The sequence below is a fragment of the Planctomyces sp. SH-PL62 genome (genome assembly GCF_001610895.1).
Classification (GTDB): Bacteria; Planctomycetota; Planctomycetia; order Isosphaerales; family Isosphaeraceae; genus Paludisphaera.
On sequence record NZ_CP011273.1, the window covers coordinates 2,785,698 to 2,807,612 of the forward strand.

General features: G+C 71.1%; 20 protein-coding genes and 1 pseudogene. 16 read left to right on the top strand and 5 right to left on the bottom strand.

Translation table 11 applies throughout. The features are described 5' to 3' along the window. Positions 1-81: 81 nt before the first annotated feature. Positions 82-984: a polyphosphate kinase 2 family protein gene (locus tag VT85_RS10760; protein WP_068414519.1), complete on the bottom strand. Its 903-nt coding sequence runs from the start codon at positions 982-984 to the stop codon at positions 82-84. A gap of 153 nt (positions 985-1,137) precedes the next feature. Here VT85_RS10760 and VT85_RS10765 point away from each other — a divergent pair, with 153 nt between their 5' ends. From VT85_RS10765 to VT85_RS10805, 9 genes are all read left to right on the top strand, one after another. Next, positions 1,138-2,595 carry a sulfatase-like hydrolase/transferase gene (locus tag VT85_RS10765; protein ID WP_068414522.1) on the top strand — a complete coding sequence of 486 codons (1,458 nt, stop codon included), beginning with the start codon at positions 1,138-1,140 and terminating at the stop codon, positions 2,593-2,595. Positions 2,596-2,711: 116 nt separating this feature from the next. Continuing rightward, on the top strand, positions 2,712-3,851 hold the full coding sequence (gene rlmN / locus VT85_RS10770; protein WP_082858521.1) for a 23S rRNA (adenine(2503)-C(2))-methyltransferase RlmN: 1,140 nt from the start codon (positions 2,712-2,714) through the stop codon (positions 3,849-3,851). A gap of 52 nt (positions 3,852-3,903) precedes the next feature. After that, positions 3,904-4,560 (top strand): RNA polymerase sigma factor, encoded by a 657-nt coding sequence (locus tag VT85_RS10775; RefSeq protein WP_231871492.1) that lies wholly within the window; start codon positions 3,904-3,906, stop codon positions 4,558-4,560. 1 nt (position 4,561) lies between these two features. Then, positions 4,562-5,314: a ComF family protein gene (locus tag VT85_RS10780; RefSeq protein WP_082858522.1), complete on the top strand. Its 753-nt coding sequence runs from the start codon at positions 4,562-4,564 to the stop codon at positions 5,312-5,314. Positions 5,315-5,347: 33 nt separating this feature from the next. Then, a complete protein-coding gene (hemC, locus tag VT85_RS10785; protein ID WP_068414525.1) occupies positions 5,348-6,298 on the top strand; it encodes a hydroxymethylbilane synthase in 951 nt (316 codons plus the stop codon). A 55-nt stretch (positions 6,299-6,353) separates the two neighbouring features. Next, positions 6,354-6,926: a hypothetical protein gene (locus VT85_RS10790; RefSeq protein ID WP_068414528.1), complete on the top strand. Its 573-nt coding sequence runs from the start codon at positions 6,354-6,356 to the stop codon at positions 6,924-6,926. A gap of 114 nt (positions 6,927-7,040) precedes the next feature. After that, the gene (locus VT85_RS10795) at positions 7,041-7,358 is read left to right on the top strand and encodes a hypothetical protein (protein WP_068414532.1); all 318 of its coding nucleotides are present in this window, start codon (positions 7,041-7,043) and stop codon (positions 7,356-7,358) included. Between the two features lie 148 nt (positions 7,359-7,506). Continuing rightward, on the top strand, positions 7,507-8,733 hold the full coding sequence (locus VT85_RS10800; RefSeq protein WP_068414535.1) for a C45 family autoproteolytic acyltransferase/hydolase: 1,227 nt from the start codon (positions 7,507-7,509) through the stop codon (positions 8,731-8,733). Beyond that, positions 8,730-9,098: a hypothetical protein gene (locus VT85_RS10805; protein WP_068414538.1), complete on the top strand. Its 369-nt coding sequence runs from the start codon at positions 8,730-8,732 to the stop codon at positions 9,096-9,098. Before VT85_RS10800 ends, VT85_RS10805 begins: the two co-directional genes overlap by 4 nt. A gap of 136 nt (positions 9,099-9,234) precedes the next feature. Here the strand turns inward: VT85_RS10805 and VT85_RS29125 are convergent, their stop codons facing one another. Further along, positions 9,235-9,621 carry a hypothetical protein gene (locus VT85_RS29125; protein WP_231871493.1) on the bottom strand — a complete coding sequence of 129 codons (387 nt, stop codon included), beginning with the start codon at positions 9,619-9,621 and terminating at the stop codon, positions 9,235-9,237. Positions 9,622-9,964: 343 nt separating this feature from the next. Here VT85_RS29125 and VT85_RS28415 point away from each other — a divergent pair, with 343 nt between their 5' ends. The 7 genes and pseudogenes from VT85_RS28415 to VT85_RS10840 all read left to right on the top strand — a co-directional run bounded on the left by VT85_RS28415 (position 9,965) and on the right by VT85_RS10840 (position 18,412). Beyond that, positions 9,965-11,632, top strand: coding sequence for a serine/threonine protein kinase (locus VT85_RS28415; RefSeq protein ID WP_068414541.1), 1,668 nt, complete (start codon positions 9,965-9,967; stop codon positions 11,630-11,632). A gap of 197 nt (positions 11,633-11,829) precedes the next feature. Beyond that, complete coding sequence (gene gltX / locus VT85_RS10820; RefSeq protein WP_068414544.1) at positions 11,830-13,317, top strand: glutamate--tRNA ligase; 1,488 nt, start codon at positions 11,830-11,832, stop codon at positions 13,315-13,317. 66 nt (positions 13,318-13,383) lie between these two features. Beyond that, positions 13,384-14,355, top strand: coding sequence for a carbohydrate kinase family protein (locus tag VT85_RS10825; protein ID WP_068414547.1), 972 nt, complete (start codon positions 13,384-13,386; stop codon positions 14,353-14,355). A 56-nt stretch (positions 14,356-14,411) separates the two neighbouring features. Beyond that, positions 14,412-15,044 (top strand): annotated as a pseudogene (aat, locus tag VT85_RS30010) (leucyl/phenylalanyl-tRNA--protein transferase); the annotation flags it as partial. A gap of 129 nt (positions 15,045-15,173) precedes the next feature. Next, a complete protein-coding gene (locus tag VT85_RS30015) occupies positions 15,174-16,325 on the top strand; it encodes a Gfo/Idh/MocA family protein (RefSeq protein WP_068421811.1) in 1,152 nt (383 codons plus the stop codon). A 57-nt stretch (positions 16,326-16,382) separates the two neighbouring features. Then, positions 16,383-17,549: a dihydrodipicolinate synthase family protein gene (locus VT85_RS10835; RefSeq protein WP_068414550.1), complete on the top strand. Its 1,167-nt coding sequence runs from the start codon at positions 16,383-16,385 to the stop codon at positions 17,547-17,549. Then, on the top strand, positions 17,546-18,412 hold the full coding sequence (locus VT85_RS10840) for a sugar phosphate isomerase/epimerase family protein (protein WP_068414553.1): 867 nt from the start codon (positions 17,546-17,548) through the stop codon (positions 18,410-18,412). The genes VT85_RS10835 and VT85_RS10840 overlap by 4 nt, the downstream gene beginning before the upstream one ends. 18 nt (positions 18,413-18,430) lie before the next feature. Here VT85_RS10840 and VT85_RS10845 read toward each other — a convergent pair whose 3' ends face one another. The 3 genes from VT85_RS10845 to VT85_RS10855 form a co-directional block, all read right to left on the bottom strand. Continuing rightward, positions 18,431-19,564: a right-handed parallel beta-helix repeat-containing protein gene (locus VT85_RS10845; protein ID WP_068414556.1), complete on the bottom strand. Its 1,134-nt coding sequence runs from the start codon at positions 19,562-19,564 to the stop codon at positions 18,431-18,433. 17 nt (positions 19,565-19,581) lie between these two features. Further along, on the bottom strand, positions 19,582-19,983 hold the full coding sequence (locus tag VT85_RS10850) for a VOC family protein (RefSeq protein WP_068414559.1): 402 nt from the start codon (positions 19,981-19,983) through the stop codon (positions 19,582-19,584). A 682-nt stretch (positions 19,984-20,665) separates the two neighbouring features. Continuing rightward, the gene (locus tag VT85_RS10855; RefSeq protein WP_068414562.1) at positions 20,666-21,907 is read right to left on the bottom strand and encodes a DUF1501 domain-containing protein; all 1,242 of its coding nucleotides are present in this window, start codon (positions 21,905-21,907) and stop codon (positions 20,666-20,668) included. Positions 21,908-21,915: the final 8 nt, after the last annotated feature.

A 21,915-nucleotide genomic window follows, 5' to 3' on the forward strand; every position in this document is an offset into this window, starting at 1 on the left:
TCCCCCCGCCGCTCGGTGTATCGGTCGGCGCGGGGCGGCGCGTCCATCCCGAAAGCCTCGGCCGACGGCCGGGGTCGCCGCCTAGTCGGTGCGACCGTCACAAAGCTCCGTTTTGGCCGCCTCGATGGCGGCGAGCTGCTCGGGCGTGACCTCGGGATACTTCAGATTCAGGTCGTCCAGGGCCTCGGCGATGGTGTGGGCGACGATGGCGCGGGCGACCCACTTGTGGTCGGCCGGGACGACGTGCCAGGGCGCCCACGGCGTGCTGGTGGCGGAGATGGCTTCCTCATACGCTTTCATGTAGTCATCCCAACGGCCCCGCTCGGAGATGTCCGACGGCGAGAACTTCCAGTGCCGCGTCGGGTCGTCCAGCCGCTTGAGGAACCGCCGCCGCTGCTCCTCCTTCGAGACGTCCAGAAAGAACTTGAGGACCTTGGTCCCGTTGCGGTCCAGGTGGCGCTCCAGGTTGTTGATGTCCTCGAATCGACCGCTCCAGAACGACTCGTCGATCCGGGAGCCCGGGATGCGCTCGGCGTGGGCCAGCTCGGGATGGACGCGGACCACCAGGACTTCCTCATAGTAAGATCGGTTGAAGATGCCGATCCGCCCCCGCTCGGGGAGGGCCTTGGTGTAGCGCCACAGGAAGTTGTGGTCGAGCTCCTCGACGGAGGGCTGCTTGAAGCTGAAGACCTGGCAGCCCTGGGGATTCACGCCCGACATCACATGCTTGATCGTGCCGTCCTTGCCGGCCGCGTCCATCGCCTGGAGGACGACCAGGACGGACCAGGCGTCGGAGGCGTAGAGCCGCTCCTGGGCCTCGGCCAGCTCGGCGACGCTCCGGGCCAGGATCGCCTCGGCGAACGCCTTCCGCTCGGCCTTGGGGACCCCCTTGTCGCCCGACCAGGAGGGGTCGTGGTCCTTGAGCCGGAATTTCTCGGGATGCGAGATCCGGCACCTCTCGACGACGTCTTCGAGCTTCAACATGGGACGGGCTCCTGGCTGGGGGGAAGGGGGACGATTCCCTTGTACGACCTCCCGTGAAGCGAGTCGACGGCCCGCCCCCGCCGAGGTCGGGCGTTTGCATTCCCGGCCGTCGTCCCCCAGAATGATCGCTCCCCGATCCCCCCGGAGGCCGCCATGACCCCCTCGCGACGACGCCCGTTCGACCTGCCGTCGGCCCTGAGCCTGAGCCTGAGCCTGGCCCTGGCCCTGGCCCTCGTCCTGACGCCGACGCCGGGGGCCGCCCGCGGGACGGCCGAGGGGGCGAGCCGGCCGAACGTCCTGTTCCTCTACAGCGACGACCACCGGGCCGACGCGATCGGGGCCCTCGGGAACCCGGCCGTGCGCACGCCCCACCTCGACGCGCTGGCCCGGCGCGGGACGATCCTCACGCGGGCCTACTGCAACGGCTCCGACCAGGGGGCCGTCTGCGTCCCCTCGCGGGCGATGCTCATGACCGGGCGCGGGCTGTTCCGCGTCGACATGAAGATGGAAGGGCAGGGGACCTGGCCCCAGGCCTTCGGCGCGGCCGGCTACGACACGTTCGCGACCGGCAAGTGGCACAACGGGCCGAAGTCGCTCCGCAAGTCGTTCCAGAAGGCCGAGGCCGTCTTCTTCGGCGGGATGGGCGACCCCTACAAGCTGCCGTTGCGGGATATGGCCCCGGACGGCTCGTTCGGCGACGACCGCCCCAGCGGCGCGCACTCGGTCGAGGTGTTCGCCGACGCCGCCTCGCGATTCATCCGGGGCCGTCGCGACGACTCCCCGTTCCTCTGCTACGTCGCCTTCAACGCCCCGCACGACCCGCGCGTCGCGCCGGCCGAGTACCGGGCGAAGTACCGCGACGACGCGATCCCGCTCCCGGCCGACTTCCTCCCGCAGCACCCGTTCGACGACGGCGAGCTGCTGATCCGCGACGAGCGGCTGGCCCCCTGGCCGCGCACGCCCGAGGTCGTCCGCCGGCACCTGGCCGACTACTACGCCGCGATCGAGCACCTCGACGCCCAGGTCGGCCGGATCCTCGACGCGCTCCGGGATTCGGGCCGGCTGGACGACACGCTCGTGGTCTTCGCCGGCGATCACGGCCTGGCGATCGGCAGCCACGGACTCATGGGGAAGCAGAACCTTTACGAGCACTCGATGCGGTCGCCGGCGATCCTGGCCGGCCCCGGCGTCCCGGCCGGGCGGCAGGTCGACGCGCTCGCCTATCTCCACGACCTCTTCCCGACGCTCGGCGAGCTGGCGGGCGTCGCCGGCCCCGGGGGGAGCGAGGGCCTCGGCCTCACGCCGGTCTTCGAAGGCCGCGAGCCCTCCCGACGGGCCGACCTGTTCACCGCCTACCGGGACGTCCAGCGAGCCATCCGCGACGACCGCTGGAAGCTGATCGCCTACCCTCGCATCAACAAGGTCCAGCTTTTCGACCTCGCGTCCGACCCCCACGAACTCCACGACCTCGCCGCCGACCCCGCCCGCGTCGCCGTTCTCGACCGCCTGACGGCCCTCCTCCGCCGCCGCCAGGCCGAGGCCGGCGACGACCTCCCGCTCCGCTCCGAACACCCCGAACCCGAGGCGTTCGACTTCTCCAGGGCGCCCTGAAGCGGAGATCCTCTCTACCCGGCCGGGATTCGCGGCTTGGCCGGGCGGGGCGGGGGTCCTACAATGAGGGCGTGGGAGTCTCCAGGTCGATCGCGCGTCGGGATGATGGGGCGAGCATGCAAGGCGGGGAGCCGCGAGAGATCGAGGGCCAGGCCGGGGCCGAGGCCAAGCGCCCGTTGTTCGGGGCGTCGGCCGACGAGCTGCGCGCGTGGGTCGTGGGGTGCGGGCACAAGGCGTATCGGGTCAAGCAGGTCCTCCAGTGGGCCTTCCACCGGCGGGCGAGGTCGTTCGGCGACATGACCGACGTCCCGCTCGACCTGCGCAAGAAGCTGGACGCCGAGTGGACCCTGTTCGCCACCGAGCTGGCGTTCCGGGGCGTCGCCGACGACGGCGCCGAGAAGCTGCTGCTCCGCTGCCGCGACGGCCGCAACATCGAGTGCGTGCTGATGGGCGACGCCGAGAGCACGCGGCGGACCGTCTGCATCAGCACCCAGGTCGGCTGCGGCATGGGGTGCGTCTTCTGCGCCAGCGGGCTCAAGGGGGTCGAACGCAACCTGACCTCGGCCGAGATCTTCGACCAGGTGTTGCAGGCCCAGTCGCTGCTGCCGCCGGGCGAGTCGGTCACGCACATCGTGGTCATGGGGATGGGGGAGAGCCTCGCGAACCTGGACAACCTCCTCGTCGCGCTCGACCGGGTCTGCTCGCCGGCCGACGGCCTGGGGATGAGCCAGCGTCGGGTGACGGTCTCGACGGTCGGCCTGCCGGAGAAGATCCGCAAGCTCGCGGCGCAGGACCGCCAGTACCACCTGGCCGTCTCGCTGCACGCGCCGACGGAGGCGCTCCGCGACGAGCTGGTCCCGGTGAACGAGAAGATCGGCCTGGCCGCCGTGCTGGAGGCCGCCGACGACTACTTCCGCATCACCGGCCGCCAGGTGACCTATGAATACGTCATGCTGGGGGGCGTCAACGACCGCCGCGAGCACGCCCGGGCGCTCGGGAAGCTCCTGAAGGGCCGCAAGTCGCACGTCAACCTGATCCCGTACAACCCGGTCGCCGGCCTGCCGTTCCGCCGCCCCGAGCCGGAGGACGTCCGGCGGTTCGTCTCGGACGTGGAGAGCTACGGCGTCTCGGTGACGATCCGGCGCACCCGGGGCCGTTCGATCGACGCCGCCTGCGGCCAGCTCCGACGCCGGTTCGAGGACCAGGACCAGGCCCGGGGCGAGCCCGAGCCCGTCGCGATCGGCGGGCCTTCGTGAAGCCGGCGGCGACGCCCGTCGGAACCGACTTTCGAAGCCGAAAGGAGCGCCCGTGAGCCGTGGAGAACTCGACGCCCTGGAGCGCCAGCTCGAGGCGCGCGACCCCGACGTGCGGCTGATGATCCAGATCCGCGACGACGTCCCGGGGGCGTTCGAGGCGATGGTCTCGCGGTATCAGGACCGGCTCGTGGGCGTCCTGTTGCACATCGTCGGCAACCAGGAGGAGGCCGAGGACCTCTCGCAGGACGTCTTCCTGCGGGTCTACAAGGCGCGCAGGGGGTATCGGCCCAAGGCGAAGTTCTCCACCTGGCTGTTCACGATCGCCAACAACCTGGCGATCAACCACGCGCGGAGCAAGGGGCGGAAGCCGACGGCGTCGTTCGGGCCGCCGGGCGACGATTCGAGGGCCGAGAGCCCGGCGTACGGCGTCCCGGGCCGGGAGGCGACCGCGTCGGCCCAGATGCGCAAGGTCGAGCTGTCGGAGATCGTCCGCGACGCCTTGCAGGTCCTCAACGAGGACCAGAAGATGGCCGTGCTCCTGAACAAGTTCGAGGAGATGAGCTACGCCGAGATCGCCCAGGTGATGAACCGCTCGCCGGCCGCGGTCAAGTCGCTCCTCGCCCGCGCCCGCAACGAGCTTCGCGAGCGGCTGGAGCCCTACCTGGAGCTGGACGCCCCCGCCCCCGCGCCTCGGACGACGGGGGGCTGACGTGGCCGCGATCGCCGCCGCCTGCCGCGCCGTCGGCCGGGCGCTGGGGGACCTCGTCTTCCCCTGGCATTGCCTGCTCTGCGAGTCGGCCGGGCCCGGCCTCGCCGCCCCGTTCTGCGACTCCTGCCGCGCCGGGCTGCTGGAGCGGGCCGGGGCCTACCGGGCCGCCTCCTGCCCGCGTTGCGCCTCGCCGGTCGGCCCGTTCGCCGACCTGAAGGGGGGCTGCTCGGCCTGCCGTCGCCGCCCCCTGGGGTTCGACGCCGCCCTCGCCCTGGGGCCCCACGAAGCCCCCTGGCGCGACTTCGTGCTGGGGCTGAAGCGGGAGCGCGGGGCGTTCCTGGCGCCCTCCCTGGCGTCGCTCCTGGTCGAGGCCCGCCGCGACGCCCTCGGCGCGATCCCCGCCGACGCCCTGGTCGCGCCGATCCCCCAGCACTGGCTCCGGCGGCTGAGTCGGCGGTACAATCAGGCCGAGGTCCTGGCCCGATCGCTGGCCGAGGCGACGGGCCGCGAGGCCCGCGACGCCCTGCGGCGGGTCAAGCCCACGCCCCACCTCGTCGGCCGGGGCCGGCAGGCCCGGGCCCTGGCGCTGCGGGGGGCGTTCGTCGTCCGGCGCGGCGTCGACCTGAAGGGCCGCACCGTCCTGCTCGTCGACGACGTGTTGACCACCGGCGCCACCCTGGGCTCGGCCGCCCGCGCCCTGAAACGGGCCGGCGCCCGCCGCGTCGTCGCCGTCGTCGTCTCCCGCGAATCCTGACCCCGCCCCCCCTTCGACCCGAGCCCAGCCGCCATGAGCCCGTCCCCGACGCCCCTCGACCGCATCCGAATCGGAACCCGAGGCAGCCGCCTGGCGCGCTGGCAGGCCGAATGGGTGGCCGCCACCCTCCGCGACCGTCGCCCCGGCCTGGCCGTCGAGCTGGTCGAGATCAAGACCCACGGCGACCGCGACCGCAACTCCCCCCTCTCGGCCATCGGCGGCACCGGCCTGTTCACCAAGGAGATCCAGCGCGCCCTGCTCGACGGCACGGCCGACGTCGCCGTCCACAGCCTCAAGGACCTCCCCACGCAGGGCCCCGACGATCTGGTCCTGGCCGCCGTGCCGGGCCGCGAGGACGTGGCCGACGCCCTGATCGCGCCGACGCACAAGACGCTGGAGGCGCTCCCCGCCGGAGCGAAGGTCGGCACCGGCTCGATCCGGCGCCGCGCCCAGATCCTCCACGCCCGGCCCGACCTGGCCGTCTCGTCCGTGCGGGGCAACGTCGAGACCCGGCTCAACCTGGCGCTCGACGGCGAACTCGACGCCGTGATCCTGGCCTGGGCGGGCCTGCACCGGCTGGGCCTGCACGATCGCGTGACCCAGCGGCTGGAGCCCCCCGCGATCCTCCCCGCCGTGGGGCAGGGGGCCCTGGGGATCGAATGCCGCCGCGACGACGCCGCGACCCGCGAGCTGCTGGGCCTCCTCGACGACCCCGACGCCCACCGCGCCGTCGTCGCCGAGCGCCGGACCCTCGCCGAGCTGGAAGGGGGCTGCATGATCCCGATGGCCGCCTGGGGCCGGACCTCGGCCGACGGCGCCCTGCTCCTCGACGCCGCCGTCTTCGACCCCGACGGCCGCACCTGCCTCGTCGCCTCCCTGGCGGGCCCCGCCGACGACCCCGACGCCCTCGGCCTCCGCGTCGCCCAGGCCCTCCGCGACCAGGGCGCCGACGCCATCCTCGACGCCTTCCGCCGGTCCCGCTGAGCCGTCCCCCGGCATCCCGGGTCCCCCCGGCGCGGATCTCGGTTACAATGGCGGGATGGACGGACTTCTACTCAGACTGCAACCGACCGGCGACTCCTCGGCACCCGACGCCTCCTCGTTCTGGAAGCTCTTCAAGCCGATCCGCAGGAACCTCGACGGCCTGGCCTGGTGCTTCCTGAACCCACCCTGGTTGGGCGCTCCGGCGGATTTCGAAAAGGATCCTTCGGCGACGATGGCCTTCGACGGGGACGCCGAGACGAGCCTCCAGCTCTGGAGCCCCGGCAGCCTCTCCCGCTACGCCGACCGCTTCGCCGAGGAATTCATCGAGCTGTGGGGCGTCGACCCCGCTCGGCACGACCCGCCGAAAATCGCGGCCCTCTACAACGCGGCCCCCTGGAGCGAAGCCGACGACGTCATCCGGCGGCATGCGGCGGTCTGGCTGAAATACATCGACGAGACATGCTGGGAGATCTACGCGAGGGAGCGGGCCTTGCTGGACTTCCTGGCCCTGCAACTCCGCGGCAAGCCCTGGGTGGAGGTCCACCCGTCTCGCGCCGATGCGCGCGAGGAAGCCTTCCGCGCGGCCGGCCTCGCCGACTCGTGGGAGGCCCGCGGAGGGCGAGGCTGACGCCCCCGGCCGTCGTATCGCCCAGGCCCTCCGCGACCTGGGTGCCGACACCTTCCGGGCGGGGAAGCCGTGAGGGCGAGTGATCCAGATCAGGTCTTGCGCGGAGACTCGGCCATGAAAGCCTATCTCCTGATTTCGCTGGCGCTGTTGTTCATGGCCCTGGGCTTCTGTGTCATGGAAGCTGCCATGCATGTGTTTGTGGCCGAGGCGGTGGCGCGGGATTTGGCCGACGCGGTTGGCGTTAAGGAAGAGGTCCTTCGACCGAACCTCGCGGCCGTCCTGCACCGTGGTTGGCAGAGGCGGGCTATCATCCACAGTCTGCCCTGGCTCCTAAGCTCCGGGTGTTTCTTCTGGTTGTATTGGAAGTCCTTGACCGAAAGCCGGGACAGGCGCACCCCCCAGGCCCCCGGCGATCCGCCTTACGTAAGGTGATGGGCGGAGGCGAGAGGCGGCTGCATGCGCGGGTGAATCACCTTGGAACGCCCCGGTGGTTCGAGTAGAGTCGTATCCGTTCGTTTCGATTCGCATCGCGTCGGTTCGTCGCTTTTCCCCTCTTCGCACGAACGAAAGGACGCTCCGCATGCTCGCTCGGTCCTCGCGCCTCGTCGTGATGTTCGGCCTGATCCTGTCCGTCGTGCTCGCCTCGGCCCGCGCCGAGACGAAGACGATCGCCCGCTGCGGCGAGGGGTTCCTGGAGGAAGTCGACGGCTACCGCGTCCTGCACGTGAAGGGGACGCCTTATGAGATGGGCTTCCAGCAGGGGGCCTTGCTCCGCGAGGACATCCGCGAGAACATCCACTACCTGTTCGAGGTGAAGGGCAAGGAGCTGAAGGTCGAGGTGGCGGGGCTGAACCTGCTGAACCCCAAGCGGGTCATCGCCGGAATCGTCGCCCAGCAGCGGAAGCACGTCCCGGCGCGGTTCTTCGAGGAGATGCAGGGGGTCGCCGACGGAGCGGGGCTGGACGTGCAGGACGTGGTCGTCGCCAACTTCATCCCCGAGCTGTTCCACTGCTCGGGCTTCGCCCTGGGCCGCTCGACGACCAAGGACGGCCGGGTCTACCACGGTCGAGTGCTCGATTACGGCTGCGACTGGCGGCTCCAGGAGCACGCGATCCTGACCGTCGCCGAGCCGACCGGGCGGACGCCGTTCGTGAACGTCACCTACGCCGGGTTCGTCGGCTCGGTGACCGGCATGAACGCGGAGAAGGTCTCGATCGGCGAGATGGGGGGCAAGGGCCTGGGCAAATGGGACGGCGTGCCGATGTCGTTCCTGATGCGGATGGTGCTGGAGGACGCGAAGTCGCTCGACGACGCCGTGGCCGTCTTCCGGGACAACCCCCGGACCTGCGAATACTACTTCGTGGTCGCCGACGGCGAGACCGGCAAGGCGGTCGGCCTGGAGGCGTCGTGGGACGTCTTCAGCGTGATCGCGATGGGGGAATCGCACCCCAAGCTCCCCGAGGCGATCGCCGACGCCGTCGTCCTCTCGGCCGGCGACCGCTACACGGAGCTGGCCCGCCGCGTGAAGGAAGGCCGAGGGGGGTTCGCCGCCGACTCGGCGCGGAAGCTGATGGACCGCCCCGTGGCCATGAAGTCGAACCTGCACAACGTCCTGTTCGAGACCGACACCGGCCGGTTCTGGGTGGCGAACGCCGACAGGGACGGCAACCCGGCCGCCGAGCAGCCGTACCACGCCTTCGACCTGCCGAGCCTGCTGGCGAGCCGCCCCGACGAGTCGGCGGCGACCATCGCCCCCCCCCGGCGGGCCGCGCGGGCCGACGAGCCCGCGGCGGCGGCGGTGCGATGACCCCCCGGGGCCAGCGCGACTACGGCGGCGTGCGGCTCTCGCGGCACGCCGTCGAGCGGTTCGTCGAGCGGTTCGGCGTCGAGGCCGACCGGGCCGAGGCCCGGCTCCGCGAGGCGCTCGGCCGCACCCGTCGGCTCGGCCGCAATCCGGCCAACGGCGCGATCGCGGTCCTCGCCTTGCACGAGGGCCGCACGCTCGTCGCCGTGCTCCAGGACGGGACCTGCCTGACCGTCCTGACCTGGAACCAGTTCGAACCCCGCCTCCCCGACTTCGGCCGCCCCAAGGTCCCCCGGAAGTGGGGACGCACCCTCGCCCGCCTGGCCGCGCCGGTCGACGAGCCGAAGCCCCGCCGCCCCCAGTCCTGACGAGATGAGACGAAACGAGGCCGGGCGGAGCGGAGCGGGGCGCGCGGCGAAAGGACCCGCCAGCCGCCTCCCCCCCGCGTCGGGGAGAGGCTCTCGGGGCCGACCACGGCGTCGGCGGCTGGGGGGCATCTCGGGGTCAGTCGATCAGGCGTTCCTCGGCGGGCTTCTCATAGCCGAGGCTCTTGAGGACCTCGAGGACCTCGCTCCAGGTGGGGAACATCCGGCCGCTGCGCTGCTTGTAGGCGTTCATGGCGAGCATGAACTCCATCTCGGCCTCGGAGTAGTCGCGCTCGCAGGTGGTGGGGTCGACGAACCGTCGACGGCCGCTGCCGTGCCGGGCGAGGGCGGCGCGGCTGGCCTGCTCGCTGGCCTTCCGGTTCATCCATTCCGCCGGGTCGGCCTGGGGCGGGATCGTGGGCGACGGCGAGGGCGGGGCCGCGCTCTTCGTCTTCGCCTTCGGCATGATGGGGGTCCTCGTCGTCCCGAGCGGGGCCGCCTGCAATCGTCCGGTCGCCTCGTACATCCTAGGTGCTCCTCGTGAATCCTTGCCGCGGCCTCGCCGCCGCGGGGGGGGACGTCGGCCGTCGCCGTGGCCTGCGATCACCGCCCGTCGCGTCGCGTGGCTTTCCGGCCTCGCGACGTGGCCCGCGGCCTTCACCCTGGAACCTACGACGCCGGGGGGGCGAAACCGGACGGCAGGACCGCTTTTTTCGGCGGAACCGCTGTTTCGGCCGTCTTCCGAACTTTTCCGAGAATCGGCGTCACGAGGAGGGAGGGGCTTCGTATCTAAGGGTTGGTGCATCGCCGATCCGACCCTGGGCCTCAAGGACGACCCATTTCCCCCACGCGCGGTCAGGACACGACTCATGCCGGAACTCGACGCCGAGACCCTCGTGGGCCAACTGCCGCTCATCGGCCTGCTCTCCCGCGACCAGTTCTTCGAGGCCAAGGCCGAGGCCGAGGACGGCTCGCCCGAGGCGGTGCTGCGCGCCTGCCTTCGCAAGGGCTGGATCACCAGCTGGCAGGTGGAACGGCTGAAGAAGGGGGACGCCTCGCACTTCTTCTTCGGGCCGTACCGGGCGCTCTTCCACCTGGCCGAGGGGACCTTCGCGCGGGTCTACCGGGGCGAGCACTCGCAGACCGGCGAGCCGGTGGCGATCAAGGTCCTCCGCGGGCGGTTCGCCTCGCTCCCCGACGCGGTGGCGTCGTTCCATAAAGAGGCCGAGGCCGGCATGCGGCTGAAGCACGAAAACATCGTGCACATCCTGGATTCCGGCCGCCAGGAAGACAAACATTACATGGCGATGGAGTACGTCGAGGGGATGAACCTCCGCGAACTGCTCCGGCTCCGCACCCGGTTCAAGGGGGACGAGGCCCTGCCGCTGATGATCGGCCTGGCCGAGGGCCTGAAGTACTCGCATGGGCAGGGGGTCACCCACCGGGACATCAAGGCGACGAACATCCTGATCGCCAATTCGGGCGTCGCCAAGCTCGTCGACTTCGGCCTGGCGACGATCCAGGCCGACGACTCCCAGGCGATGAAGAGCCAGCGCACCGTCGACTATTCGGCCCTGGAGCGCTCCTGCGGAAGTCCCAAGGGGGACCCCCGGTCCGACATCTTCTTCCTCGGCTGCGTCTTCTATTACATGCTCACCGGCCAGGTCGCCCTCCAGGACTCCGAGAGCAAGGACCCGCTCAAGAAGATGCTCAAGCGCTCGTTCGGCGGCATCCGCCCCCTGGGCGAGCACCCCTACGCGCCCGACGCGGGGCTCAGCCGGATCATCGAGAAGATGATGCGGATGGACCTGAAGGCCCGCTACCAGACGATGGCCGAGGTCGCCGCCGACCTGGAGGCCTATCGGGAGGCCCGTCGGTCCGGGGCCGCGCCGGGGGGCCCGAAGTCCGACCACGAGCTGGACGTCGACCTGGAGCTGGGAAGCTCGATCTTCCAGAACCCGTTCCTCACCAACGACCCGGACTCCCCCCCGGTCTCGACGGCCGAGGAGGCCCTCGCGCTCGACCTGTCGACGTTCGAGACCCACGCCGGCTCGGGCGAGGCCGAGGACCTGGGCGCCCTGCTGGGGATCGCCCCGGACGAGGAGCCCGAAGCCGAGCCCGAGCCCAAGCCCGAGGCCCGTGCGGAGTCGGCCCCCGAGGCCCGGCCGACCCTCCTCTGCGTGGAGTCCCAGGTCGAGATCCAGGACGCCCTGCGGAAGAACCTGGCCCGCAGGGGCTACCGCGTCTTGCTGATGGCCGACCCCGAACGCGCCGCCGAGCGCTACCGCGAAGCCCCGACCACCGCCGTCGTCTTCGACCTCGACGGCCAGGGGCCCGGCGCCCTCCGCCACCTGGCCGACATGCGCGCCAAGGCCGAGGAAGACGGCGTCCCGTTCCGCGTCCTCGTCCTCCTGGGCCCTCGCCAGGGGGGCCTCCAGGCCAAGCTCCCCCCGGCCGACGAGCAGGTCGTCCTCTCCAAGCCCGTGAAGCTCAAGGACGTCCAGGAAGTCCTGGCCGCGCTGGCGCCGGTCGGCTGAGCCGGCCGTCGCGCCGGCGGGCGAGGAGGAGATCGCCGCCGGCCCTCGGGGGCGTCGCCGGCCGTTGACAGCCGGGGGCGGAGTCCCTATCGTTAACCCGATTCGTTCGGGTCCAAGCCGTTCGAGCGATCGCCGGGGCCGAGGGGGCGCCGGGGCGGTCGCGTCGCCGTTTCGTCGCCTCCCATCGATCGAGAGCCATGAGCGTACGCACCCGATTCGCCCCCAGTCCCACCGGCTTCCTGCACATCGGCGGGGTCCGCACGGCGCTCTTCAACTGGCTCCTCGCCCGGCATCACGGCGGCCAGTTCGTCCTGCGGATCGACGACACCGACCAGGAGCGGCACGTCGACGACGCGGTCGCGAAGATCCTCGACGGCTTCCGCTGGCTGGGCCTCTTCTGGGATGAAGGCCCCGAGGTCGGCGGCGGCCACGGGCCGTACTACCAGTCCGAGCGCAAGGACCATTATCAGGCCGCGATCGACAAGCTGGTCGCCGACGGCAAGGTCTACCGCGATTACAGCACCGACGCCGAGCGGAACGTCGACCGCGAGGCCGCGAAGAAGGCCAAGAAGCCGTATCGCTTCCGCCGGATCGAGCACTCCGACGCCGACCTCGCCCGGTTCGAGGCCGAGGGCCGTCCGTACGCGCTGCGGTTCCAGGTCCCCTCGGGGCGGACGCTCGTCCTCAACGATCTGGTCAAGGGGGAGGTCTCCTTCGCCACCCACGAGATCGGCGACTTCGTGATCGTCCGGCCCGGCGGCCAGCCGCTGTACAACTTCGCCAGCGTGGTCGACGACGTGGACATGAAGATCACCCACGTCGTCCGCGCCGAGGAGCACCTGTCGAACACCTTCCCCCAGCTCCTCATCCTGGAGGCCCTGGAGGCGACGCCCCCCGCCTTCGCGCACATCCCGTACGTCGCCGAGCCGGGCTCGCGCGAGAAGATGTCCAAGCGCAAGACCGAAGACTACGAGAAGCGCGGGATCCTCGTCTACCTCCACCAGTACATCCAGAAGGGCTACCTGCCCGACGCGATGGTCAACTACCTGTCGCGGCTGGGCTGGAGCTACGACGCCTCGCAGGAGCTGTTCACCCGGGCCGAGCTGATCGAGAAGTTCTCGCTCGAGCGCGTGAACAGCTCGCCCGCCAGCCACGACCAGGACAAGCTGTTCTGGATCGAGGGCGAGTGGATGAAGCAGGAGCCGCTCGCCGCCAAGATCGAAGGCGCGATCCCGTTCCTGGCCGCCGAGGGCCTGGTCTCCGAGCCGGTCGACGACGCGACCCGGGCGAAGCTGGAGGCCGTGATCCTGGCGCTTGGCGACCGGATGAAGGTCTTCTCCGACGTCGTCAAGATGGGCCGGTTCTTCTTCGCCGAGACGATCGCGTTCGACCCCGACGCCGTCAAGAAGCGGCTCCGCAAGCCGGGCGTGCCCGAGATGCTCCGCGAGCTCGACGCGCTGCTGGCGGCGACCGAGCCGTACGACCTGGCGACGCTGGAGAAGGCCGTCCACGACTACGCCGAGAAATCGGGCCGGAAGATGGGCGACGTCGTCAACCCGCTGCGGGTCGCGACCACCGGCCAGGGGGTCGGCCCGGGGCTCTACGACTGCCTCTACCTCGTCGGCCGCGAGACCTGCCGCGCCCGCATCGCCCAGGCGATCGCCATGCTGGAAGCGGACGCCTGACCGCATCAGCCCGCACCGCCCCGGCCCCGCCGTCCACGCCTCCTTCCCACCACCAAGAGAATATTCATGCGGATCTTCGTCACCGGATCGATCGCCTACGACTACATCATGGTCTTCCCCGGGAAGTTCCGGGACCACATCCTGGCCGACAAGATCCACGTCCTGAGCCTCTCCTTCCTGGTGGATTCGCTGACGCGTCGGCGGGGCGGGACCGGGGCCAACATCGCCTACAACCTGGCGCTTTTGGGCCGGAAGCCGGTGCTGGTGGGGACGGTGGGCGAGGACTTCGAGGAGTACCGCGCGTGGCTGACGGGCAAGGGCGTGGACGACGCCGGGATCAAGGTGATCAAGGACGAGTCCACGGCGAGCTGCTTCATCAACACCGACCTGGATGACAACCAGATCACCGCGTTCTACCCCGGGGCCATGTCGAAGGCGTCGACGATCTCGCCCAAGGAGCTGGGCGCGACGGCGGACGACCTGGTGGTGATCGCGCCCAACGACCCGGCGGCGATGGCGCGGGCGGCGGCCGAATGCACGCTGGACGGCGTCCCCTACCTGTACGACCCGTCGATGCAGCTCCCCCGGATGGACAAGGCCGAGCTGGAGGAGGGCCGCAAGGGGGCCCGGATCCTCGCCGGCAACGATTACGAGTTCGGCATGATGGCCCAGAAGCTGGAGATCAGCGAGGAGGCCCTGCGCAAGAGCCTGCCGATCACCGTGATGACCCTGGGCGAGAAGGGGGCCCTGATCACCGTCGACGGCGAGGAGTTCTCGATCCCTCCGGCCAAGCCCGCGAAGGTCGTCGACCCCACCGGCGCCGGCGACGCCTTCCGCTCCGGGTTCGTCGCCGGGATGAGCCGCGGGCTCCCCTGGCCGGTCGTCGGCCGGATGGCCTCCTTGACGGCGGTCTATGCGATCGAGCATCCTGGAACCCAGGAACACGCGTATTCGCTCGACGAGTTCATCGCGCGGTACCGGGCGAACTACGGCCCGGCCGAGGAGCTGGAAGCCCTGCGAGGCGGCGTCCCGGCCTGAGCCGGGCGCGGCCCCGGCGGCGTGATGCGACGGTCGGCGCAGCGAGAGTAGGCTCCATGGCGCTCTACCGACTCGGCCCCGACCCGATCTTCCCGCCGCCCCACCTGGCCGAGCCGGAGGGACTGCTGGCGATCGGCGGCGACCTCTCGCCCGACCGGCTGATCGCCGCCTATCGCCGGGGGATCTTCCCCTGGTACGAGGACGGCGGCCCGATCCTCTGGTGGTCCCCCGACCCGCGGTTCGTCCTCTTCCCGGCCGAGCTGCGGGTCTCCCGGCGGCTCTCCCGCACCCTCCGCTCGGGACGGTTCGAGATCCGCTTCGACACCGCCTTCGCCCAGGTCGTCCGGGCCTGCGCCGAGACCCCGCGCGACCACGAGGACGGGACCTGGATCACCCCCGAGATGCAGGCCGGCTACATCCGCCTGCACGAGCTGGGCGTCGCGCGATGCGCCGAGGCCTGGAGCGACGGCGTCCTGGCGGGGGGCGTCTACGGCGTCCTCTCCGGCCGTTCCTTCTCGGGCGAGTCGATGTTCCACCACCAGACCGACGCCTCCAAGGCGGCCCTCGTCGCCCTGGTCGAACGCCTGGCCGCCGAGGGGGTCGAGATGATCGACTGCCAGATCAAGAGCGACCACATGGTCCGCTTCGGCGCGCGGGAGATCCCCCGCGACGAGTACCTCATGCGGCTCGAACACGGCCTCCGCGACGCGCCCACCCCCCGTCGCGCGGCCCCGGCCCCCGCGCGGGCGGCCCGAGCCGAGCCGGGCCGAGTCGCGTCGCATCCACGGGGCGAGATATCGAGGATGACGAGGACGAAGATGTCTGAGCATCGAATCGGCGTGGTCATGCACGGCGTCACCGGCCGCATGGGGATGAACCAGCACCTGATCCGCTCGATCCTGGCGATCCGGGAGCAGGGGGGCGTCCCGCTGGCGGACGGCGATCGGCTGGTCCCCGACCCGCTCCTCGTCGGCCGCGACGCCGAGAAGGTCTCCGCCCTGGCCCGCCGCGTCGGCGCGCCGCGCTGGACGACCGACCTCGACGCGGCCCTGGCCGACCCCAACGACGCGGTCTTCTTCGACGCCGCCACCACCCAGGGACGGCCCGACGTGCTCCGCCGCGCCATCGCCGCCGGCAAGCACGTCTACTGCGAGAAGCCGGTCGCGACCGACCTCGCCTCGGCCCTCGACCTCGTCCGCGAGGCCCGCTCGGCCGGGGTCAAGCACGGCGTCGTCCAGGACAAGCTCTGGCTCCCCGGCGTCCGCAAGCTCAAGCACCTGCGCGACTCCGGCTTCTTCGGCCGGACCCTCTCCGTCCGCGGCGAGTTCGGCTACTGGGTCTTCGAAGGCGACCTCCAGCCCGCCCAGCGGCCCTCCTGGAACTACCGGGCCGAGGACGGCGGCGGCATCATCCTCGACATGCTCTGCCACTGGCGCTACCTGGTCGACAACGTCTTCGGACCGATCAAGAGCGTCTCATGCCTGGGGGCGACCCACATCCCCGAACGCTGGGACGAGGGCGGGAAGCCCTATCCGGCCACCGCCGACGACGCCGCCTACGCCACCTTCGAGCTGCACAACGGCGTGATCGTCCAGATCAACAGCTCCTGGACCGTCCGCGTCCGTCGCGACGACCTGCTGACGCTCCAGGTCGACGGCGTGCTCGGCTCGGCCGTCGCCGGGCTGACTGAATGCCGGACCCAGTCCCGCGTGAACACCCCCAGGCCCGTCTGGAACCCCGACGTTCGCAACCCCCACGACTTCCTCGCCGACTGGGCCGTCGTCCCCGACACGATCCCCTACGACAACGCCTTCAAGGCCCAGTGGGAACTCTTCCTCAAGCACGCCCACGGCGAAGGCGAGTTCCCCTGGGACCTCGTCGAAGGCGCCAAGGGGGTCCAGCTCGTCGAGCTCGGCCTGCAATCCTGGCGCGAACGGCGATGGGTCGACGTGCCGGACCTGGAAGTCTGAGAACCGCCCGGCCGATCGGCCTCGTCCGCTCGGCCGCCTTCTTTCAGGACCCTCACGATGGCCCGAGTCAACCTCCTGACGGACGCCGGGACGGTCGAGGCGTACACGACGATGGGGGGGCGGACGTGGTCGCCCCCGGCGCGGCCGGCGTTCAACCGGGTGGCGTTCTCGGCGGCGCACGTCGTCGCCGACGCCCGGAGCGGGGTCGCCCCCTGGGTCGAGGCGGCCGTGGACTGGGACGCCACGCTCCGGTATCGCGAACACCTGCTCTCGCTGGGCCTGGGCGTGGCCGAGGCGATGGACACCGCCCAGCGCGGGATGGGGCTGGACTGGCCGACCGCGCTGGAGCTGATCGAGCGCACCGTCGCGATGGCGAAGGATCGCCCCGGCTCGCTCGTCGCCTCGGGCGTGGGGACCGACCAGCTCGCCCCCGGACCGGGGACGACGACGGCCGACGTGATCGCCGCGTACGAGGAGCAGGCGGCGGCCGTCGAGGCCGTCGGCGGGCGGATCATCCTGATGGCCAGCCGAGCCCTGGCCGCATCGGCCCGCTCGCCCGAGGACTACGAGCACGCCTACGGCGCGATCCTGGCCCAGGTCCGCGAGCCGGTGATCCTCCACTGGCTCGGTCCCATGTTCGACCCGGCGCTGGCCGGTTACTGGGGCTCCGACGACCTCGACGAGGCGATGGACGTCTGCCTGCGGGTCATCCACGCCCACGCGCCGAAGGTCGACGGGATCAAGATTTCGCTTCTCGACAAGGAGAAGGAAGTCGTCATGCGTCGGCGTCTCCCGGAAGGCGTGAAGATGTACACGGGCGACGATTTCCACTACCCCGAGTTGATCGAGGGGGACGAGCAGGGCTTCTCGCACGCCCTCCTGGGGATCTTCGACGCGATCGCCCCGGCGGCCTCGGCCGCGCTCCAGGCGCTGGGGGAGGGGGACGCGGCGGGATACCAGCGGATCCTGGAGCCGACGGTCGCGCTCTCGCGGCACGTCTTCGCGGCGCCGACCCGCTTCTACAAGTCGGGCGTGGTCTTCCTGGCCTGGTTGAACCGCTGGCAGGACCACTTCGTCATGGTCGGCGGCCAGCAGAGCGCCCGTGGCGCGGTCCACTATTCCGAGCTGTTCCGCCTGGCCGACGACGCGGGCCTGCTCGACGACCCCGACCGGGCGGCCTCGCGGATGCGCGCCTTCCTGACGGTTCAAGGGGTGGACCAGTGAGCGGGGACGCGAACGAGCCCGGTAGCCCCGGACCCGGACCCGACCCGGGCCGACTCTCGCTGAACACGGCGACCGTCCGGGCGCAATGGGGCCTGGGGGAGATCCTCGACGGCTGCGCGCGGCACGGCATCCGGGGCGTCTCTCCCTGGCGCGACCAGGTCCGGGCGTTCGGCCTGGAGGCGTCGGCCCGGCGGGTGCGCGACCACGGGCTCGCGGTGACGGGATACTGTCGCGGGGGCATGTTCCCGGGCGCGACGTCGGCCGAGCGCCTGGCCGCTCGCGATGACAACCGGAGGGCCGTCGACGAGGCCCTGGCCCTCGGGGCGCGTTGCCTGGTGCTGGTCGTCGGCGGGCTGCCGAAGGGGAGCAAGGACCTCGCCGGGGCTCGGGCGCAGGTCCGCGACGGGATCGGCGAGCTGCTCGACCACTCCCGCCCGCGCGGGATGCCGCTGGCGATCGAGCCCTTGCACCCGATGTACGCCGCCGACCGCGCGTGCGTCAACACGACGGCCCACGCCAACGACCTCTGCGACGAGCTGGGCGACGACGGCCTGGGGATCGCGCTCGACGTCTATCACGTCTGGTGGGATCCGAATCTGTTCCGGGAGATCGCCCGCGCCGGCGCGAGGCGGCTCCTGGCGTTCCACGTCTGCGACTGGCTCGTCCCCACCCGCGACCTCCTGCTCGACCGGGGGATGATGGGCGACGGCGTCATCGACGTCCCCTCGATCCGATCGGCCGTCGAGGCCCAGGGCTACGACGGCTCCCACGAGGTCGAGATCTTCTCCGCCGACGACTGGTGGAAGCGTCCCCCCGACGAGGTCCTGCGGACCTGCGTCGAGCGGCACTCGACCTTCTGTTGATGGTGAATTCAGAAGTGCTTATTTGGTTTTGCGTTCGCGCGGGTCCGGGAACTTCGGGTCCGTCCGCAGGTCCCCGTTGGCGGCGTCGAGGAAGTGGGGTTCCACGCCGTAGACGCCGTCCGTCTCGGGCACGGGGAGGTCCCTGGGGCGGCTGCGGCCGGGGGCGTCCAGGGCGTACCAGGCGTTGCCGGAGATCGTGAAGGTTTCGGGGGCGGTGCCGCCGCCGACGTTGACCGGGGCCCGGAGTTCGTCGGTGCGGTAGACGATCAGGTTGTCGACGAACCGGCCCTTGCGCGAGGGGACGAAGCCCGGCTCGCGCGTCTCCTGGAGGATGCGGAAGACCCAGCGGCGAGGGCGGTGGAACGTGTTGCGACGGACGACCGCGCCGTCGACCCCCACGAAGGCGATGGGGGACGACGAGCCGATGAAGACGCAGTTCTCGACGAGCAGGTCCTTCGCTTCGAAGCCCTGGGGGCGGGGGCGGAAGTAGGGCAGGTCGGTGGAGCCGCCGAGGTTCACGGCGCGCTCGCCGGCGTTCTCGAATCGGCAACGGCGGATCGCCACGTCCCGCGTCCCCCCCTTCGCCTGCACGCCGCTGGAGCCTTCCTCGTCGCCGTGTCGGAAGGTGCAGTCGACGATCTCCCCCTTCCGGCAGCCGACCATGTCGATCCCCGAGCCTCCGCCCCCCCAGCGCTCCAGCGTGCAGCCCTCAACTCGGAAGTCGGCCAGGCCCGAGAGCTTGATCCCGTCGTGGTTCCCGCCGGGGCCGATGTCGCGGACGGTCAGGCCCTGGAGCACGATGTGGTGCGACGGCGACTCCAGCTTGCCGCCGTCGTCGATGTTGATCCCGTTGTCGGTCGACCCGGCGACCACCAGGTCCCGCAGCTCGACGTGCGAGGCCTTCGAGACGTGGAACCCGAACGACTTCCCCTGGAAGACCGGCGGGCGCTTCGGGTCGGCCCCTCGGATCACGATCGGCGCCCCCTCCCGGCCGTGAAGGTCGTGGAGGGACAGGCCGCCCGCGTACCGGCCGGGCGCGATCCGGATCGTCGTCCCCGGCTTCGCGTCTGCGACCGCGCGACGGAGCTGGGCGTCGTTGGAGACGTCGGCGTCGAGGGCCAGGCTCGTCAGCAGGGAGAGGAGGAGTCGCATGGTCGGATCTCCGGGGGTCAGGCGAACGGTAGGTTCAACTGCCACGAGACGCCGAAGCGGTCGTTGACCCAGGCGAACGCGGCGCTGAAGCCGTACTCGCCGAGGGGCATCAGCACCCCGCCCCCCTCGGAGAGCCGGGCGAAGGCGGCGTCCAGCTCCTCCCGGCTCTCGCAGTCCACGAACAGGCTGATCGCCGGCGTGAAGCCGAACGCGTGCTTCACCGGGCTGTCGATCGCCCGGTACTCGCGCCCGGCCAGGGTGAAGCTCGCCAGCTTCACCGTCCCCTCCGCCCCCATCTCGCCCGGACCGTAACGCTCGATCCGCTCGAGCGCCGAGCCCGGAAAGAGCGAGACGTAGAACGTCAACGCCTCCTCGGCCTTCCCCTGGAACATCAGGAACGTCGTGACCTGGCTCGCCATCCTCGGCCCCTTTCGGTTGAAATGTCCGCGATCCGTCGTTCGATCGGGGACAGGATGCGCGCTAAATGGTTTGTGGTCAAGCGTTCAGTTTGAAAAATTGGGTTCGTTCGCCGGAATCGGCTTCGTTCGCGGTGCCGAATCGGCCGTTCGGCGCGGCCCGTCCGACCCCGAAAATCGGGACTCCCGACTTGCCTCCACCGAGTTCCGGCGCAATCCCTTCGGGTGCCAGGAGTTCCCCGAACCCGTTGACCGGAATTGGGTTCGGGCGACCGCTCGGGGCCAGTCCGACGCCGATCCACGGGTTCGGAGAACCCGTGGCACCCCGATCGCCGTCTCCCGACCCCCGCGAGGTGGTGTGAGAGTGAGGAGCGTCCGAAAATTGGGTTCGTTCGCGAAGGTCGGAGTCGGGCCGGTCGTGATCGTTAAGTCCCTGGTGGAAGTCATCTTGCGAGGTCGTCTCGGGGTTCGCGGAATTGGGTTCGTTCGGCGGAATCGGCCTCGTCGGCGAGGTGGGCTCGGGGTCGGGAGATTGGGTTCGTTCGGCGCTTTCGGCTTCCTCGCGGATCGGTCGCGGTGCGGTTGTTCCGGCCGCGCCGCGATTCGGCGAGGGGATTCGGGGACATCCCGTAATGAGAGGATGGGCCAGGGAGCCGGGATAGGAACGGACCGTGCGTCGGGGCGGTCAGCCGAGGAGTTCGTGGAGGACGCGGCCCTCGCTGAGCTTGATGGGGCGGCCGGTGAGGGGGGCGACGTTCTCGCGCGCGGGGTCGAGGCCCAGGGTGGCGAGGATGGTGGCGTGGACGTCCTCGACGCGGGCGGGGCGGACGGGGTCCTTGACGCCTTCGGGGTCGGTCTCGCCTACGGCGAGGCCGGTGCGCAGGCCGCCGCCGGCGAGGGCCAGGCTGAAGCCGTTGGTCCAGTGGTCGCGGCCCCCGAACGGGTTGATGCGGGGGGTGCGGCCGAACTCGCCGCAGCAGAGGACGACCGTCTTGCGCAGCAGGTCCCGGCGCCTGAGGTCGCGGATCAACGCGGCGAACGCCGGGTCGAGCTGGGCGGCCAGGCGGCGGTGGATCTCGTGGTTGGCGACGTGCGAATCCCAGCCGTCGAGGGTGACCTCCACGCATCGCACGCCGACTTCGATCAGGCGGCGGGCGGCGAGGCAGCCCCGGCCGAAGGGGGAGTCGCCGTACTCGGCCAGGGTCGCGGCCGGCTCCTGGGAGACGTCGAACGCCTTGAGCTGTTCCGAGGTCATCATCGTCCGCGCCGAGGCGACGGCCTGGCGGTGGAGCGTCGCCTCGACCCGCGCGGCGCGGCGGCGGCCGAAGGCCCGGTCGACGACGTCCAGGTCCAGCGCCCGCCGCGCGTCCCGCTCGGAGGGGACGATCGGGGAGACGTCCGGGAGCTTGCCCCGGGGGTCGTCGACCTGGAAGGCGTCGTACTCGCCGCCGAGGAAGCCGCCCCGGCCCGGCCATCGGCCCGGCAGGATCGAGATGTGGCGGGGGACGTCGGTCGCCCCGCTCGGAAGCTCGTGGCAGCAGATCGCGCCGATGGACGGGTGGACGACCGTGGGGTCGGGCCGATATCCCGTCTTCAGCATGTACGTCCCGCGCTCGTGGTCCCCTTCCTTGCTGGTCATCGACCGCACGAGGGCCACGGACCCCATCTCCTCGGCCAGCCGCTCATAGCCCGCCGCCAGCCGCACCCCCTTCGCGGCGGTCTCGATCGCCTTCGTGCCGCCGGAAGCGGAGGCGTCGGGGTGGGGGTCGAAGGTCTCGAGCTGGCTGGGGCCCCCCGCGAGCCAGAGGAGGATGACCGAGCCCGCCGGCCCGTCGGCCGTCTCCGCCTGCCGCGCCAGCAGTTGCGCCGTCGGGGTCAGCCAGCCCAGGCCGGCGAGCGTCAGGAATCCGCGACGATCGAGATGCATGGCGGTCC

What these genes read in the sequence shown, in the direction of transcription:
- VT85_RS10760 (WP_068414519.1), bottom strand. Translation starts at nt 984, where the DNA reads ATGTTGAAGCTCGAAGACGTCGTCGAGAGGTGCCGGATCTCGCATCCC.
- VT85_RS10765 (WP_068414522.1), top strand. Translation starts at nt 1,138, where the DNA reads ATGACCCCCTCGCGACGACGCCCGTTCGACCTGCCGTCGGCCCTGAGC.
- rlmN (WP_082858521.1), top strand. Translation starts at nt 2,712, where the DNA reads ATGCAAGGCGGGGAGCCGCGAGAGATCGAGGGCCAGGCCGGGGCCGAG.
- hemC (WP_068414525.1), top strand. Translation starts at nt 5,348, where the DNA reads ATGAGCCCGTCCCCGACGCCCCTCGACCGCATCCGAATCGGAACCCGA.
- VT85_RS10790 (WP_068414528.1), top strand. Translation starts at nt 6,354, where the DNA reads ATGGACGGACTTCTACTCAGACTGCAACCGACCGGCGACTCCTCGGCA.
- VT85_RS10795 (WP_068414532.1), top strand. Translation starts at nt 7,041, where the DNA reads ATGAAAGCCTATCTCCTGATTTCGCTGGCGCTGTTGTTCATGGCCCTG.
- VT85_RS10800 (WP_068414535.1), top strand. Translation starts at nt 7,507, where the DNA reads ATGCTCGCTCGGTCCTCGCGCCTCGTCGTGATGTTCGGCCTGATCCTG.
- VT85_RS10805 (WP_068414538.1), top strand. Translation starts at nt 8,730, where the DNA reads ATGACCCCCCGGGGCCAGCGCGACTACGGCGGCGTGCGGCTCTCGCGG.
- VT85_RS29125 (WP_231871493.1), bottom strand. Translation starts at nt 9,621, where the DNA reads ATGTACGAGGCGACCGGACGATTGCAGGCGGCCCCGCTCGGGACGACG.
- VT85_RS28415 (WP_068414541.1), top strand. Translation starts at nt 9,965, where the DNA reads ATGCCGGAACTCGACGCCGAGACCCTCGTGGGCCAACTGCCGCTCATC.
- gltX (WP_068414544.1), top strand. Translation starts at nt 11,830, where the DNA reads ATGAGCGTACGCACCCGATTCGCCCCCAGTCCCACCGGCTTCCTGCAC.
- VT85_RS10825 (WP_068414547.1), top strand. Translation starts at nt 13,384, where the DNA reads ATGCGGATCTTCGTCACCGGATCGATCGCCTACGACTACATCATGGTC.
- VT85_RS30015 (WP_068421811.1), top strand. Translation starts at nt 15,174, where the DNA reads ATGTCTGAGCATCGAATCGGCGTGGTCATGCACGGCGTCACCGGCCGC.
- VT85_RS10835 (WP_068414550.1), top strand. Translation starts at nt 16,383, where the DNA reads ATGGCCCGAGTCAACCTCCTGACGGACGCCGGGACGGTCGAGGCGTAC.
- VT85_RS10845 (WP_068414556.1), bottom strand. Translation starts at nt 19,564, where the DNA reads ATGCGACTCCTCCTCTCCCTGCTGACGAGCCTGGCCCTCGACGCCGAC.
- VT85_RS10850 (WP_068414559.1), bottom strand. Translation starts at nt 19,983, where the DNA reads ATGGCGAGCCAGGTCACGACGTTCCTGATGTTCCAGGGGAAGGCCGAG.
- VT85_RS10855 (WP_068414562.1), bottom strand. Translation starts at nt 21,907, where the DNA reads ATGCATCTCGATCGTCGCGGATTCCTGACGCTCGCCGGCCTGGGCTGG.